The sequence below is a fragment of the Pseudarthrobacter adonitolis genome (assembly GCF_055412845.1).
The window spans coordinates 224,819-240,865 of record NZ_JBVAYW010000003.1; the positions used below are offsets into that span (position 1 = coordinate 224,819).

The 16,047-nt window shown below is 65.5% G+C and carries 12 protein-coding genes and 1 tRNA gene; 8 read left to right on the plus strand and 5 right to left on the minus strand.

The window, feature by feature from the left end; translation table 11 throughout:
• Window position 1 precedes the first annotated feature (1 nt).
• From thrC to argS, 4 genes are read right to left on the minus strand one after another with little or no spacing between them, the layout of a single operon-like run.
• Window positions 2-1,108, minus strand: a complete 1,107-nt coding sequence (gene thrC / locus ACZYZ4_RS05730) for a threonine synthase (RefSeq protein WP_463858970.1) — start codon at window positions 1,106-1,108, stop codon at window positions 2-4.
• Window positions 1,109-2,425: a homoserine dehydrogenase gene (locus ACZYZ4_RS05735; RefSeq protein WP_111907812.1), complete on the minus strand. Its 1,317-nt coding sequence runs from the start codon at window positions 2,423-2,425 to the stop codon at window positions 1,109-1,111.
• Window positions 2,418-3,908 carry a diaminopimelate decarboxylase gene (gene lysA, locus ACZYZ4_RS05740; RefSeq protein ID WP_463858972.1) on the minus strand — a complete coding sequence of 497 codons (1,491 nt, stop codon included), beginning with the start codon at window positions 3,906-3,908 and terminating at the stop codon, window positions 2,418-2,420. Before lysA ends, ACZYZ4_RS05735 begins: the two co-directional genes overlap by 8 nt.
• Before the next feature lie 5 nt (window positions 3,909-3,913).
• On the minus strand, window positions 3,914-5,563 hold the full coding sequence (gene argS / locus ACZYZ4_RS05745) for an arginine--tRNA ligase (protein WP_463858974.1): 1,650 nt from the start codon (window positions 5,561-5,563) through the stop codon (window positions 3,914-3,916).
• A gap of 171 nt (window positions 5,564-5,734) precedes the next feature.
• On the opposite strand from argS, the gene ACZYZ4_RS05750 reads away from it, so the two are divergent.
• The 6 genes from ACZYZ4_RS05750 to ACZYZ4_RS05775 all read left to right on the plus strand — a co-directional run bounded on the left by ACZYZ4_RS05750 (window position 5,735) and on the right by ACZYZ4_RS05775 (window position 10,623).
• The gene (locus ACZYZ4_RS05750; protein WP_463858976.1) at window positions 5,735-6,208 is read left to right on the plus strand and encodes an FMN-binding protein; all 474 of its coding nucleotides are present in this window, start codon (window positions 5,735-5,737) and stop codon (window positions 6,206-6,208) included.
• A 3-nt stretch (window positions 6,209-6,211) separates the two neighbouring features.
• Entirely contained in the window at window positions 6,212-7,078 is an 867-nt protein-coding gene (locus ACZYZ4_RS05755) for an FAD:protein FMN transferase (protein ID WP_463858978.1), read from the plus strand.
• The gene (locus ACZYZ4_RS05760; protein WP_463858980.1) at window positions 7,075-8,637 is read left to right on the plus strand and encodes a ferredoxin--NADP reductase; all 1,563 of its coding nucleotides are present in this window, start codon (window positions 7,075-7,077) and stop codon (window positions 8,635-8,637) included. The genes ACZYZ4_RS05755 and ACZYZ4_RS05760 overlap by 4 nt, the downstream gene beginning before the upstream one ends.
• A 78-nt stretch (window positions 8,638-8,715) precedes the next feature.
• Window positions 8,716-8,788 (plus strand) — tRNA-Arg (locus tag ACZYZ4_RS05765).
• A gap of 374 nt (window positions 8,789-9,162) precedes the next feature.
• Window positions 9,163-10,221 carry a M4 family metallopeptidase gene (locus ACZYZ4_RS05770; protein ID WP_463858982.1) on the plus strand — a complete coding sequence of 353 codons (1,059 nt, stop codon included), beginning with the start codon at window positions 9,163-9,165 and terminating at the stop codon, window positions 10,219-10,221.
• Window positions 10,222-10,281: 60 nt separating this feature from the next.
• Window positions 10,282-10,623, plus strand: coding sequence for a protealysin inhibitor emfourin (locus ACZYZ4_RS05775; RefSeq protein ID WP_463858984.1), 342 nt, complete (start codon window positions 10,282-10,284; stop codon window positions 10,621-10,623).
• A gap of 31 nt (window positions 10,624-10,654) precedes the next feature.
• Here ACZYZ4_RS05775 and ACZYZ4_RS05780 read toward each other — a convergent pair whose 3' ends face one another.
• Window positions 10,655-11,623 (minus strand): GlxA family transcriptional regulator, encoded by a 969-nt coding sequence (locus ACZYZ4_RS05780; protein WP_463858985.1) that lies wholly within the window; start codon window positions 11,621-11,623, stop codon window positions 10,655-10,657.
• Window positions 11,624-11,704: 81 nt separating this feature from the next.
• On the opposite strand from ACZYZ4_RS05780, the gene ACZYZ4_RS05785 reads away from it, so the two are divergent.
• Together ACZYZ4_RS05785 and hrpA are read left to right on the plus strand one after the other, a co-directional pair.
• Window positions 11,705-11,872 (plus strand): hypothetical protein, encoded by a 168-nt coding sequence (locus ACZYZ4_RS05785; RefSeq protein ID WP_463858987.1) that lies wholly within the window; start codon window positions 11,705-11,707, stop codon window positions 11,870-11,872.
• Window positions 11,873-12,054: 182 nt separating this feature from the next.
• Window positions 12,055-15,999: an ATP-dependent RNA helicase HrpA gene (gene hrpA, locus ACZYZ4_RS05790; RefSeq protein ID WP_463858989.1), complete on the plus strand. Its 3,945-nt coding sequence runs from the start codon at window positions 12,055-12,057 to the stop codon at window positions 15,997-15,999.
• The last annotated feature ends 48 nt before the right edge of the window (window positions 16,000-16,047 follow it).

Below are 16,047 nucleotides of genomic sequence, written 5' to 3' on the forward strand. Positions count from 1 at the left end.
GCTACTTTTCTTCCAGTCCCAGTTCAGCTGCAACAGTGACAACGTCGTTGGAGACCTTGACAGGCTGCACTTCGCTGCCATCCTCGGTCCGCAGGGCCCATTGGGGGTCTTTGAGCCCATGGCCCGTAACGGTGATGACGATGGTCTTGCCGGTGGGAACTTCACCGGCGGCGTGCTTCTTGAGCAAGCCCGCCACACCGGCGGCGGAGCCGGGCTCCACAAAAACGCCTTCGCGCGCGGACAGCCAGCGGTGGGCATCAAGGATCTGCTCGTCCGTCACGGCGTCGATGAATCCGCCGGACTCGTCGCGGGCCGCGATAGCACCGTCCCAGGATGCCGGGTTGCCGATCCGGATGGCAGTGGCAATGGTGTCCGGCTCCGTGATGGGGTGCCCCGCCACGAACGGTGCCGCGCCGGCTGCCTGGAAGCCCCACATCTGGGGGGTCTTGGTGGATACGGCTGGCAAGGTTCCGGCTGTTGCGGATTCGAAGGGTGCCGAGTACTCCTTGTAGCCCTTCCAGTACGCGGTGATGTTTCCGGCGTTGCCTACGGGCAGGACGTGGATGTCCGGAGCATCGCCGAGTGAATCGACAATCTCAAACGCGCCCGTCTTCTGGCCCTGGATGCGGGCGGGGTTCACGGAGTTGACCAGGAACACCGGGTAGGACTCCCCCAGCTTCCGTGCAATGTCCAGGCAGTTATCGAAGTTGCCGTCCACCTGGAGCAGCGTGGCGCCGTGCGCGATGGCCTGGCTCAGCTTGCCCATGGAGATCTTGCCTTCGGGGACCAGCACGGCGCATTTCAGTCCCGCTGCAGTGGCGTAGGCCGCGGCGGAAGCTGAGGTGTTGCCGGTGGACGCGCACACCACGGCCTTGGCACCGGACGCAACGGCGGCCGTCATGGCCATAGTCATCCCGCGGTCCTTGAACGAGCCTGTGGGGTTCATCCCCTCGACCTTCAGGTACACGGTGGAACCGGTGAGCTCGGAGAGCTTCTGCGCGTGGACCAGCGGAGTGCCGCCTTCGCCCAGCGTGATGACCCTGGTGGATTCCGTTACGGGCAGGCGGTCAGCGTATTCGCGGACAACGCCGCGCCATTGGTGAGCCACTTAGACTCCTTCTACCCGCAGAACGGATGTCACTGAATTGATGACGTCCAGGCCCTTGACGGCCTCGACGGTGGCTGCGAGGGCAGCCTCTGATGCGCGGTGGGTAACGATCCGCAGTTCGGCGGACTCCACGTTGGACTCTGCGTCCCGGTGGATGGTCTGCCGCATGATTTCGATGGACACGCCATGCTCCGCAAAGAGCTGGGCGATCCTGGCCAGCACGCCGGGCTGGTCGGCGACGTCCAGTCCGATGTAGTAGCTGGTGATGGCCGCGTCGATCGGCAGTGCCGGAACGTGGCCCGTGGTGGTCTCCGTGCGTCCGGGTCCGCCCAGCACAATGCGGCGGGCGGCCGAAACGAGGTCACCCAGGACGGCAGACGCCGTCGGAGTTCCGCCGGCACCCTGGCCGTAGAACATCAGCTCGCCGGCGTTTTCCGCCTCAATGAAGACCGCGTTGAACGCGCCGCGTACGGCGGCCAGCGGGTGCTCGCGCGGCAACAGCGTGGGGTGCACGCGCACGGAAACGCCTCCGCCGCCGTCGGCATCGGTGAGCTTTTCGGCGATGGCCAGCAGCTTGATGACAAAACCGGCGTCTTTGGCTGCGGCGATGTCCGCCGCGCTGACGGAGGTGATGCCTTCACAGTGGACGTTCTCCAGGGCAAAGCGGGTGTGGAAGGACAGCGAGGCCAGGATGGCGGCCTTGGCTGCGGCATCGTGGCCTTCGACGTCGGCGGTGGGGTCAGCTTCCGCGTAACCGAGGCGCTGGGCCTCGGCGAGGGCGTCCGCGAACTGGGCGCCGGTGGAATCCATCTGGTCCAGGATGAAGTTGGTGGTGCCGTTGACGATGCCCAGCACGCGGGTGATGCGGTCGCCGGCCAAGCTGTCCCGGATGGGCCGCAGGATGGGGATGGCACCGGCCACGGCGGCTTCGTAGGACAGCTGCACGCCGGCCTTGTCGGCCTCTTCGTAGAGGGTGGGACCGTCCTGGGCGAGCAGGGCTTTGTTGCCGGTGACAACACAGGCGCCGTTGCGCAGCGCGGAAAGGATCAGGGTGCGGGCAGGCTCGATCCCGCCCATGAGCTCGATCACCAGGTCGGCGTCCTTGACCAGGGTGTCGGCGTCGGTGGTGAAGAGGTCCTGCGGCAGGTCCACATCCCGCTTGGCATTGACGTTGCGCACCGCGATGCCGCTGAGCTGCAGGCGCGCCCCGGTACGGGCGGCAAGGGCGTCGGCGTCCTCAATGAGAATCCGCGCAACCTGGGCCCCAACGTTGCCACAGCCCAGCAGGGCTACTTTCAGGGTTCGCAATTCAGTCATTCGGCACTCCCATGTCGCGGTTAAGCAGATCTTCTTCGGTTTCCCCGCGGACTATCAGCCGGGCAGATCCGCCGCGCACCGCGACAACGCCCGGCCGGGCCAGATAGTTGTAGTTGCTTGACAGGGCCCAGCAGTAGGCGCCGGTCCCCGGTACAGCAAGCAGATCACCGGCTGCCACGTCCTCGGGCAGATATACATCTCTAACAACTATGTCGCCGCTCTCGCAATGTTTGCCCACCACGCGGGACAGCTGCGGGGACGCGGCGGACGTACGGGAAGCCAGAATCGCCGAATAATCCGCGTCGTAGAGCACCGGGCGGGCGTTATCGCTCATGCCGCCGTCCACTGACACATAGCGGCGGGGATGCGTAACGTTCTCCTGGCCTGCTTCGCTGGCGGGAGCGTCCACCCGCACGGTTTTCAGGGTGCCCACCTCGTACAGCGTGAAGGTGGTGCTGCCCACAATCGCGCGTCCGGGTTCGATGGAAATCCGGGGTGCGGTGATCCCCAGTTCAGCACAGGTGGAACGCACGACGGCGGCCATCGCCTGCGCGATGTCCGCTGCGGGGCGGGGGGTGTCCACCGGGGTATAGGCAATGCCGTAGCCGCCGCCAAGGTCCAGCTCGGGCATGATGATGGAGTGCTTTTCCTGCATGGCAGCGTGGAAGCGCAGGAGCTTCTGCGCAGCGAGCTCGAAGCCGTCCGGCTCGAAGATCTGCGAGCCGATGTGGCAGTGCAGGCCCAGCAGTTCGACGCTGGCGTAGCCCGTGGCCGCAGCCACAGCTTCCTCCGCTGCCGACAGTCCGGCCTGGTCAGTGGAATCCCCGGCCATGGAGAGGCCGAACTTCTGGTCCTCGTGGGCGGTGGCGATGAACTCGTGGGTGTGCGCGTGCACGCCCGGTGTCAGGCGCAGCATGACCTTGGCTATTTCGCCGCGGCCCGAGGCGATCTTGGCGACGCGGTCCAGCTCATCGAGGCTGTCCACCACGATGCGTCCCAGCTTCATGTCCAGCGCGCGGTTGATCTCGGCGTCGGATTTGTTGTTGCCATGCAGGCCCAGGTTTTCGCCCTTGATGCCGGCCCGGGCGGCCACAGCGAGCTCGCCGCCGGAACAGGTGTCCAGCCGGAGTCCTTCGTCTGCAACCCAGGCGGCTACTGCGGTGCACAGGAAGGACTTGCCCGCGTAGTAGACGTCCACTCCCCCACAGATGTCGGCGAATGCGGCGTCAAAGGCGTCCTTGAAGGAGCGGGCGCGGGCCCGGAAGTCTGTCTCACTCATCACAAAGAGCGGGGTGCCGAACTGTGCCTTGAGCTCGCTGACGGCGATGCCGTCAATGGCGAGCTCACCGGCGCCGTTCTTCCGGACGTCCTGCGCCCACATGGGCTCGTGGAGCGCGTTCAGGTCCGCGGGAACGGCGAGCCATTCGGGGGCCAGCGGGGATGCGGTGTTGGTGTCCTGCGCTGAAATTTCCTGTGCCGGCATGGGTTTCACATCCGTTCCGGCGCGGATACGCCCAGCAGGTCCAGACCGTTGGCCAGCACCTGGCTGGTGGCGTCGTTCAGCCACAGGCGGGTGCGGTTGACGTCGGTGACGGCTTCGTCTCCCTGCGGGGCAACGCGGCAGGCGTCGTACCAGCGGTGGTAGGCGCCGGCAATTACCTCGAGGTGGCGGGCAACGCGGTGAGGTTCACGCAGTTCGGCGGCCTTGGCCACAATCGAGGGGTAGCTGCCCAGATAGGAGAGCAGTTCGTTTTCCGTGGCGTGGTCCAGCAGGGAGGCGTCGAACGCGCTCCGGTCCACGCCTGCAGCCACGGCGTTGCGGGCAGTGCCGCGGGACCGGGCGTGGGCGTACTGGACGTAGAACACCGGGTTCTCGTTGCTGTGTTTCTTCAGCAGGTCAGGATCCAGGGTGAGCGGAGAATCCGCCGGGAAACGGGCCAGGGAGTAGCGAACGGCGTCCTTGCCGAGCCAGGAGATGAGGTCCTTGAGCTCGATGATGTTGCCCGCGCGCTTGGACAGCTTGGCGCCGTTGACGGACACCAGCTGGCCGATCAGCACCTCGATGTTCACTTCGGGGTCATCGCCAGCGCAGGCGGCGATGGCCTTGAGGCGGTTGATGTAGCCGTGGTGGTCCGCGCCCAGGAGGTAGATCTTTTCGGTAAAGCCGCGGTCCTTCTTGGAGAGGTAGTAGGCGGCGTCCGCGGCTAAGTAAGTGGGTTCGCCGTTCGCGCGGATCATCACGCGGTCCTTGTCGTCCCCGAAGTCGGTGGTGCGCAACCACACCGCACCGCCGTCGTCGAACACGTGGCCCTGCTCGCGAAGGCGGGCAACGGCATTTTCGATGGCGCCGGCTTCGTGCAGTTCCTGCTCCGAGAAGTAGACGTCAAAAGCAACGCCAAAGTCGGCGAGGGTGTCCTTGATGTCCTTCATCTGCGCCTTGTAGGCGGCGGCGCGGATGACGGGAAGGGCGGCGACCTCGGTGAGTTCGCGGATACCGGGGTGCTGGGTCAGGACGTCGTGGCCGAGGTCGGCAATGTACTGACCCGGGTAGCCGCCGTCCGGCACCGGATGTCCATGCAGCCGTGAGTAGACCGAATTCGCGAACACGTTCATCTGCGAACCGGCGTCGTTGATGTAGTACTCGGCGGTCACCTCTGCACCCGAAGCACGCAGCACGCGGGCGATGGCGTCGCCCAAGGCGGCCCAGCGGGTGTGGCCGATGTGCAGCGGACCGGTGGGGTTCGCCGACACAAATTCCATGTTCACCACGTGGCCGGCGAGCGTGGTGGTGGTGCCGTATTCCCGTCCGGCTTCCACGATAGCCTTCGCCAGGGCGCCCGCTGCGGCGGCGTCCACGGTGATGTTCAGGAAGCCGGGGCCGGCGATGTCCACGGCAGAGACGCCGTCGATGGACTTCAGGCGGGCGCTCAGGATGGTGGCGAATTCGCGCGGGTTGGTGCCGGCCTGCTTGGACAGCTGGAGGGCGATGTTGGTTGCCCAGTCGCCGTGGTCCCGGTTCTTCGGTCGCTCCACGCGCACCACATCAGGGACAGCTGATGCGGAAAGCGCGATTTCGCCAGCGGCGACGGCGTCTTTCAGACAGGCGGATATGGCGAGGGAGAGTTCTTCGGGAGTCACCCCTCTAGCCTACCGGGGGCCGCCACGTGGACGAATTTGGGCGCGGTGCGTGACTGTTTCCGCTCAACTTTTTCGCACAGCGGACACACTGCTGATTCACAGGGTGAACCGATACGCTGAATCCGACGTTGACTACACCGTAAGCACCCAGCCCACGAAACGAGCCCCAATATGAGACCGTCCGTCCGCAAGAGTGTTTTCGTGGGCATCGCCGGCCTGTCCCTCGCCGGTACGGTGGCCGGCTGCGCGCCGTCGGCCACGCCGGGCACACCCGCCCCGACTTCCGACAACACGTCCGGCGCGTCCACCGCCCCTTCCGGCACGGCATCGTCGCCGGCCAGCAGCGGCTCCCTCTATCAGGACGGCACCTACAGTGCTGACGGCACATATGTCTCCCCCAACGGGACCGAAACCGTCGGGGTTGAGCTGACGCTCGCCTCGGGCACGGCCACGGCCGTGAACATCACCCAGCACCCCTCGAACCCGAACACGCGGAAATTCCAGGGCGAATTCGCCGGCGGGATCGCGGCGCAGGTTGTGGGCAAAAGCATCGACGAGCTCAACGTCTCCAAGGTGGCCGGGTCCTCGCTCACCAGCGGCGGCTTCAACCAGGCCCTGGACAAGATCAAGGCCGAGGCCCAGTAGGCCGTGCCGGACCCGGAGGGCTTCCGCTTCGACGGGATCGGCACCCGTTGGGAAATCTCCACGCCCCGTCCGCTCGATGCCAGTGTCCGCGCCCGGCTGCTCGCCGTGGTGGAGCGGTACGACGGCGACTGGTCCCGGTTCCGGTCAGATTCGACAGTCGGTGCCATGGCCCACGAGCCCGGGCGGTATGAGCTGCCGGCGGAAGCCGCGGACCTTGGCCAGCTGTACCGCTCCTTGTACGACATCACCGGCGGAGCGATGACGCCCCTGATCGGCGGTAGCCTGGAGCGCCTCGGGTACGACGCCACATATTCCCTGCGGCCTGCAGGGTCCGCGCTTCCGGCACCGCCCTGGGAGGACGTCCTGACGTGGGACGGCAATGTGCTGACCACCTCCGCTCCCCTGGTCCTGGACATCGGTGCCGCCGGGAAAGGGCAGCTGGTGGACCTTCTCGCTATTGAGTTGCGCTCCTGTGGCGTGGACTCATACGTGATTGATGCCAGCGGCGACCTGCTTCACCGCGGTCCTGATCCGGTGTCCGTGGCATTGGAGCACCCCTACGATCCGGCGAGGGCCATCGGGACCGTGCCGCTAGCCAGCGGGGCCTTGTGCGCGTCAGCTTCCAACCGACGGGCGTGGGGCGACGGCCTGCACCATGTACTCGATGGCACCACCGGGCTGCCCGTCAGCACGGCGGTAGCCACGTGGACCATGGCGGAAAGCACTATGATTGCTGACGCTCTGGCCACGGCCCTGTTCTTTGTTCCCGGCAGCGAGCTGGAACGGAGCTTCGACTTTACCTGGCTGACGGTTTTTTCTGACGGAAGAGCTGCCTATTCAACCGGATTTGAAGGGACACTGTTCACATGAGCTCCGTTGGTGCCCCTAAGGCAGCCGCCGTTTCGCCCGCCGGCCGGCTGGACACGCTGTTGGGCAAGTACACGATGTACCGGCTAATCCTCCTGGTGCTGGCAGCCCTTGCCGCGTACAGCATTCTGCTGAATGCCCTTGGCTGGCTCACGTTCGGCATCCCGCAGATGCTGGTGCACCTGGTACTGTGCCTTGGCTTGACCTACGTGTCCAACCGCGGGCTGGCTGCGCTTTTCCACGTCCGTCCGCATTCCGAGTCGTCGCTGATCACGGGCCTGCTGCTGTATTTCCTGTTCTGGCCCTCCTTTGTGCCCATGGATGTGGCGGGCGTGGCCCTTGCCTGTGTGCTGGCTTCCGCCTCGAAATACGCGGTGGCCTGGCATGGCCGGCACATCTTCAACCCCGCCGCCGCCGGTGCGTTTGTGACCGGGCTGACTGGCCTGAACATCGCGACGTGGTGGGCCGCGACCCCTGCCATACTGTGGCTGCTGGTCCCTGGCGTCCTCCTGGTGCTCTACCGGACGCGGAAGATGCTCATGGCGGCCGTGTTCCTTGTGGTTGCCACGTCGACTGTGAGCGCTGAGCTGCTGCAGGCAGGGCTTACCCTGGGCAGCGCACTCTGGCAGGCCCTGGCCCAACGGCCGCTGCTGTTCTTTGTCGGCTTTATGCTGACGGAGCCACTCACCCTCGCGCCGCGCCGCTGGCAGCAGCTCGCGCTCGCTGCCGTCGTTGGTGCGGTCTTCGCGCTGCCGTACAACTTCGGCTTCATCGCCAACTCGCCGGAGCTGGCCCTGCTGGTCGGCAACCTGCTGGCGTTCCTCCTGGGCCAGCGCGGCGGGCTCAGGCTCCGGTTCACTGGCTCCCGTCCTCTGACACCGAGCACCACAGAGTTCGCCTTTGAACCGTCCCGGCCCGTCCGCTTTGTGCCAGGGCAGTACATGGAACTGGATCTGCCGCACGCCAAGTCTGATGGGAAAGGCCGACGCCGGGTGTTCAGTTTGACCAGTGCCCCCGGTTCGGAGACGGTGAAGTTTGGCGTCCGGACGGCGGAGCCCCTGTCCGCGGCGAAGAAGGTCCTGCTGGACCTGAAGCCTGGTGACGAAGTGGCAGCCACTTCCGTGGGCGGAGATTTTGTCCTGCCTCGCGATCCCCGGGCCCCCGTCCTCCTGATCGCCGCGGGCATCGGCATCACACCTTATCTCGCGCATCTGTCTTCCGGCGCGGCCCAGGACCGTGACGTGGTCCTCCTGCTCCTAGCGCGCAATCCTGCGGAAATTGCCTACGCGGCCGAACTGGAGGTGTCCGGGGCGCGCGTACTGGCACGCCTCGCGGACGGTTCCGTCCCGCCGTCGTTCATCACCGATGCCGGGAACGGAGAGTCCGGGGGCCCCGCCGCCGGCGCCCGGCTGGACGGAGATTCCCTGAAGGCACTCGTCCCCGACATAGCCGACCGCGCTGTCTATATCTCAGGGTCGCCTGCGAGCGTCGCTTCGCTGCGCCGTGCAGCCAGGAAGGCCGGCGCGCGACGGGTGCATGTCGACTCTTTTTCCGGGTACTGAAGCCGGCCGTTTTTCCTTGCAGGCACCTTCCTGCTAAGCTCTAGGACGTCCCGCTGGCAACGGCAGGATCCCTGAATTGCCCTCGTAGCTCAGGGGATAGAGCGTCTGCCTCCGGAGCAGAAGGTCGTTGGTTCGATTCCAATCGAGGGCACAGATGAAACCCCCGCCGCTTGCAAAAGCGGCGGGGGTTTCTGCGTTCGTCCCTCGGGCGCGAACGGACAGTTGAGGCCCTACCGAGCTTGCACGTCCGGATACGGACCGCATGTGTACAGCGGCGTGTCTGTCGCACGCTGACCCTTCAGGGCCGCGGCTGGGGCCGATGCCTCACCACGCAGCCCAGCTACGGCGGCGTGGTGCTCCATGCCCCTGTTGTTTGAAGCAGGCCTCAACTGTCCGCTCGCGCCAGATGCTTCACACGCGGTGACACAGGGCCGCAAGTGTCCCTTCGCACTGGATTGAGTGCGCCTTCACCAGATTGTCGGTGGCCCCTCGTAGGCTGATTCGACCAACTCGAGGGGGTAGATCATGCACATTCCAGCCACATTCTGTTCCATCATTCCGCCTTATTTGCTGCGGCGGTTGGCTCGCCTGGACGAACCGCAGTTCTCCGCGGCCGCGCGGGCGGCCAGGGAAGCGCTGAGCCACGTCCGGTCAGTCCAGTCGGCCCGTACCCTACCGGCTCCGGCCGTTCCGCCGGCACTGCGGGAGGTCCGCCCGGGCCCGCCCAACAGGAGCATCTACGATGCCGGCGGTTCCGAGAACCTTCCCGGAAAGCTCGTACGCAAGGAAGGCGAACCGGCTTCCGGCGATAAGTCGGCTGATGAGGCGTACGACGGCCTTGGGCACACGCATCGCCTGTTTGCCGACATCTTCGGCCGTAACTCCATCGACGGCCAAGGCCTGCCGCTGGATGCCACTGTGCACTTTGGCAAGCTCTACGACAATGCTTTCTGGGACGGCCGGCAGATGGTCTTCGGCGACGGCGACGGCGAAGTATTCGAACGTTTTACGCGGTCGCTGAGCGTCATCGGGCACGAACTCACGCACGGCGTTACCCACTACTCGGCGGGGCTGGCTTACCGCAACCAGGCAGGTGCAATCAACGAATCCATGTCCGACGTTTTCGGCGCGCTCGTGGAACAGTACCTGAACATCCAGTCCGTGACCGACGCCAGCTGGCTGATCGGCGAAGGACTTTTCACGCCTCAGGTTGAGGGTTCGGCTCTCCGCTCGCTGAAGGCCCCGGGCACAGCGTACGACGACGACGTGCTGGGTAAGGATCCCCAGCCAGATTCGATGGACTCGTACGTGCGGACCAGCGCCGACAACGGCGGCGTCCACATCAACTCCGGCATCCCCAACCGGGCCTTCTACCTCACAGCGGAGTCCCTCGGTGGCAACGCCTGGGAGGCACCGGGACGGATCTGGTACGACGCACTGACCGGCGGCTCGCTGCCTGCCACCGCCACCTTCCGTGTATTCGCGAGGTCGACGGCAGAATCCGCCGTCGCCCTGTTCGGCACCGGCTCTCCGGAACATGACGCCGTGCGGCAGGCGTGGGAAACTGTGAAGGTCAAGCTTTAGTTGGACGCCTGCCCGCCGCGAGCCGGCGGCCAGGCTGCAGGAAAGCCCAGGACCCAGGCCATGAAGATCAGTGTGGAGCGCAGCGGCGGCATCGCAGCCCTGACCCGCGTATGGACAGTGCACGCCCAGACCGCGAGCGCAAAAAGCCAGTGGCAACCCATTGTGGAAGCATGCCCTTGGGACGCGGTGCCCAAGACCGTCCGGGCCGCAGCCGCGGAGGTGCAAGGCAACCAGCCCGACCGATTCATCTATTCGATCCGGGCCGGCCAGCGCCGGGCGGCGCTGCCGGAGCAGGCTGTCACAGGACCATGGCGCGTTCTGGTTGACAGCACGCGGGCGGCCTCCGAGGACAGCCCCGGACGGCAAGATCATCCTGGACCGCAAGGGCCTGCCCCGGCATAATTGCCCCGCCAAACCTTAGCTGCGTCGCCAGTCACCCTGCCGTTACAAGTTGCCCCCGGAACGCCCGACGATAGGACTGCGGGCTGGTGTCCAGCACCTTGGCAAAGTGATGCCTGAGCAGGACGGGGTGGCCAAAGCCCGACTCCCGGGCAACTTCGTCGATGTTGAGGTCAGTGGATTCCAACAGCTCCTGCGCCCGGAGAACCCGCTGCGAGTTCAGCCAGGCAGCAGGTGTCGCCCCGGTTTCGGACCGGAAGCGGCGGGCGAAAGTCCTGGCCGACATGTGCACCCGGGACGCCAGCTCGCCGACCGTGTGCTCGCGGTCCAGGTTCTGCACCATCCAGCGCAGCAGCTCCTCCATCGGCGCGGAGCCGCACGTGGGCATGGGGCGGTCGATGAACTGCGCCTGGCCGCCGTCGCGGTGCGGCGGAACCACCATGTCCCGTGCAATCGTGGCTGCCACGTTCGCACCCAGCTCCACGCGCACCAGGTGGAGACAGGCGTCGATCCCCGCTGCCGTGCCTGCACTGGAAATGATGTTCCCGTCCTGGACGTAGAGCACGTTTTCATCCACCTGCACATCCGGATACCGGTTCGCGAGCTCATGCGAGTAGTGCCAGTGCGTTGTGCAGCGCCGGCCGTTAAGCAGACCGGCGCGGGCCAGCGCGAAAGCTCCCGAGCAAATGGACATTACCCAGGCTCCTCGGGCGTCCGCGGCGCGCAGCGCCTCCATCACAGACTCCGGAACGTCGTCGTCCCGCCTGTACGGCGCCATGATCACCAGGTCCGCATCCGCTGTGGCATCGAGCCCCAAGGGGACGTTCATTGACAGGCCAGATTTGAGCCTGACGTTTCCTGGATCGGGCGTGCAGACCCGGAAGTCGAACGCCGGGACATTGCCTCCGCGTACGGATCTGTCGATGCCAAACACCTCGCACGCGGTGGCGAATTCGAAGATCGAGAAGTTGGGAACCACGATGACTGCCACTGACTTGAGCATGCATCCATTGTGGCAGAAATTATAGCTTTTTGGGCATTTCTGCCACTGTTTGTTGAACGAGCATCGGAGCAGCATTGAGGCATGGAAATCCTCGGAATCGCCCTAGTGGTCCTGCTCCTCGTCGTTCTCGCCGCCACCGTCTCAGCGCTCCTGCGTGATGGCCGCGGCCACACCCCGCCCGTCACCTCCGACCAGCCCTGGTCCGCCCTGGACCTGCCCAGCGTCAACTACACCGTGCGCATTTTCTAACCCGCAGGCATGCCTCAGGCCGCCATTATTAACCCATCAGTATTAACACGAAAGGACCCGGCTCATAAGAGCCGGGTCCTTGCCTCATGTACTGATTAGGAGTCCGGGAGCCCGAGAGCAGCGCGGGGCTGACAGTGGCCAGGGCGGGAAACAGGCGCCGCCCCAGTAGACTGGCTGCAGCCATGACATTTCATATCTCCTACCCTGCTGAGCTGCCCGTTTCCGAGCGCCGCGAGGACCTGAAGGCTGCCATTGCAGCGAACCAGGTGACCATCATCGCCGGCGAGACCGGCTCCGGCAAGACCACCCAGATCCCCAAAATGTGCCTCGAGCTGGGACTTGGCGACAACGGCCTGATCGGGCACACCCAGCCGCGCCGGCTCGCAGCCCGCACGGTCGCTGAGCGCATCGCCGAGGAACTCGGTGTGGAGATCGGCCAGGAAGTCGGTTTCCAGGTGCGGTTCACCGGCGAAGTCAGCCGCGCCACCAAGGTTAAGCTTATGACCGACGGCATCCTGCTCGCAGAGATCCAGCGGGACAAGCTGCTGCGCAAATACAACGCCATCATCATTGACGAAGCGCACGAGCGCAGCCTCAACATCGACTTCATCCTGGGCTACCTCAAGCGCATCCTGCCGCAGCGGCCGGACCTGAAAATCATCATCACCTCGGCCACGATCGATCCGGAGCGCTTCGCCAAGCACTTCGGGTCCGACGACGAGCTCTCTCCCATCATCGAGGTGTCCGGGCGCACGTTCCCTGTGGAGGTCCGGTACCGGCCGCTTTCCCAGCCAGCCGGTGGCGCGGCCGACGACGAGGCCTCCGATGACGAACTCGAGGAGGACCGCGATCCGCTGGACGCCGTCTGCGATGCCGTGGACGAGCTCGCCAGCGAGGCACCAGGCGACATCCTGGTCTTTTTTTCCGGCGAGCGCGAGATCCGCGACGCGGCCGACGCACTGAACGCCAGGATCCAGTCCAACCGGCGCCTGGCAGGCACCGAGGTGCTCCCGCTGTTCGCCCGCCTGAGCCTGCAGGAACAGCACAAGGTGTTCCACCCCGGCCGAAACCGCCGGATTGTGCTGGCCACCAACGTGGCTGAGACGTCCCTGACTGTCCCGGGCATCAAGTACGTCATCGATACCGGCACGGCCCGCATCTCCCGTTACTCGCACCGTACCAAGGTCCAGCGGCTGCCCATCGAGCGTGTGTCCCAGGCTTCGGCGAACCAGCGCTCCGGCCGGTGCGGCCGTGTGTCGGACGGCATCGCCATCCGGCTCTATTCGGAAGAGGACTTCGAGTCCCGGCCGCTGTTCACGGATCCGGAAATCCTGCGCACCAACCTCGCCGCCGTTATCCTGCAGATGACCGCCATGGGCGTTGCCCGTGGGCCCAAGGACGTGGAAAACTTCCCGTTTGTCGAGCCGCCGGACTCGAGGGCAATCAACGACGGCGTTACTCTCCTGCGCGAGCTCGGCGCCTTGAATGCCGTCCGGCCAGGTGACGCCAAGAGCGGCGGGCTGACCGCCGTCGGACACCAGCTTGCCCAGCTGCCGGTGGATCCCCGCCTCGGCCGGATGATTGTGGAGGCCGGCAAACGCGGCTGCGTCCGCGAAGTAATGATCCTGGCCGCGGCACTGACCATCCAGGACCCGCGCGAGCGTCCAACGGACAAACAGCAGCTCGCCGCCGAGAAGCATGCCCGCTTCCGCGATGAAAACTCGGACTTCACCGGCTTCCTGAACCTGTGGAACTACCTGCAGGAGAAACAGCAGGAACTCTCGTCGACCCAGTTCCGCCGCCTGTGCCGGACCGAGTTCATCAACTACCTTCGGGTCAGGGAATGGCAGGATCTCTTCGCCCAGCTCCGCCAGATGGCCCGCCCGCTCGGGATCAGCCTGGACAACAAGCGCCTGGCCGATCCTGTGGGCAACCACGAGGGCATCCACATGAGCCTGCTGTCCGGCCTGCTGAGCCACATCGGCATCCTGGACGAGCGAAAGCGCGAATACGCGGGCGCCCGCGGCAGCCGCTTCGCAATCTTCCCCGGCTCGTCGCTCTTCAAAAAGTCCCCCACGTTTGTGATGGCGGCCGAACTCGTGGAGACGAGCCGCCTCTGGGCCAGGGTCGCTGCCAAATTCGATCCCGTCTGGGCAGAACAGGTGGCACCGGACCTCGTCAAACGCAGCTACAGCGAGCCGCACTGGTCCACAAAAATGGGCGCGGTCATGGCGTACGAGAAGGTCACCCTGTATGGCGTGCCCATCATCCCCCAGCGCCGGGTCAACTACAGCCGAGTGGATCCTGTGCTGGCCCGCGAGTTGTTCATCCGGCACGCCCTGGTGGAAGGCGACTGGAAAACACACCACAAGTTCTTCCACCGCAACCGCGCCCTTCTCCTTGAGGTCGAGGAGCTCGAAGCCAGGATGCGCCGCCGCGACCTGCTGGTGGACGACGAAGCGCTGTTTGAGTTCTACGACGCCAGGATCGGCCCCGAGGTTGTGTCCGAACGGCACTTCGACAAGTGGTGGAAGGAGGCCCGGCAACTGAATCCGGACCTCCTGGACTACGACAAATCACTGCTGCTCAACAACGACGCCGATGACCTGGACGAGGCCGCTTATCCGAAAACCCTGCTACACAAGGGCTTCGAGCTGCCGCTCAGCTACGAGTTCCACCCCGTGGCGCCCGGGTCACCCCCCAACCCGTCCGACGGCGTCACGGCTGAAGTCCCGGTGCTCTTCCTGAACCAGCTCGATGATGCCGCCTTCCGCTGGCTGATCCCTGGCCAGCGCGCGGAACTTGTGGCTGCGCTGATCAAGTCACTCCCCAAGCAGGTCCGCAAGAACTTTGTCCCAGCTCCGGATGTGGCCCGGCAAGCCGTTGCTGCCCTGGAATCGGACTTCGATCCGGCCCACGATGAGCTGGAAGCTTCACTGGAACTGGCCCTGCGCCGGATCCGCGGCCACGTCATCCCGCCCGGTTCCTGGAACTGGGACGCTGTGCCGTCCCATCTGCGGGTGAGCTTCAGGGTTGTCGATACCCAGGGCAAGGTGCTGGATGAGGGCAAGGACCTCGCAACCCTGCAGGAGCGGCTGGCCCCGGCAACACGCCGCGCCATCGCGGAATCCCTGGGGGCGACGCCCGGAACCACCGCGCCGCAGTCCATTGGAAATTCAAAGTCACCCGGAATGGCCGGCGGGACAGTACCCGCGTCATCGGCAGGCGGAAATTCGGCCGGCAGCGGCACAGGCTTCAAGGAACAGGCCGGCCTGACGGAGTGGACCTTCGGCACGGTGCAGCGGCAGGTCAGCAACACCGTCAAGGGCCACACTGTCACCGGCTATCCAGCATTGGTGGATGAAGGAACGTCCGTGGCGCTGCGCGTCTTCCAGACCTCGTCGGAGCAGCTCGAGGCCATGCGCGGCGGCGTAATCCGGCTTCTGGCCTTCAGGGTTCCGGCCCCGGACCGCTACGTGCTGGAGCACCTCAACAACACGGAAAAGCTGACGTTCAGCCAGAATCCGCACGGTTCAGTGTCAGCCCTCATTGCCGATTGCGCCCTGGCTGCCGTGGACAAACTGACCCCGGCGGAACTCCCGTGGGACCGAAGGTCCTTCGACGCCCTCTACGAGCAGGTCCGCGCGGAACTCATCGATACCGTCTTCAGTGTGACGGCCGTAGTGGAGCGTGTCCTGGCCAGCACCCGGCGCATTGAGAAACAGCTGAAGGGCACCACCAGCCTGGCGCTGATCAGCGCCCTGAACGATGTCAGGAGCCAGCTCGAGCAGCTCGTGTTCCCGGGATTTGTGGCCCGCACCGGCTACAAGCAACTGAGCCAGCTTCCCCGCTACCTTGCCGCCATCGAGAAACGCCTCGAAAAGCTCCCCGGCAACGTCCAGCGGGACGGCCTGAGCATGGCCGCGGTCCAGCGGCTGGAAGACGATTACGACGACGCCGTGTCGGCCCTGCTGCCCGGGCGCCGGGTGGGTGCCGAGCTGACCCAGGTCCGCTGGATGATCGAGGAGCTGCGGGTGAGCCTCTTCGCCGTCGAACTCGGAACGGCCTATTCCGTCTCCGAAAAGCGGATCAGGGCTGTCCTGAATAGGGCGCTCGCGCCGGCCTAGGCCTGCCAGCCCACGGCCGGCGGCGGCAAAGCCCCGCAAGGAAGCGGC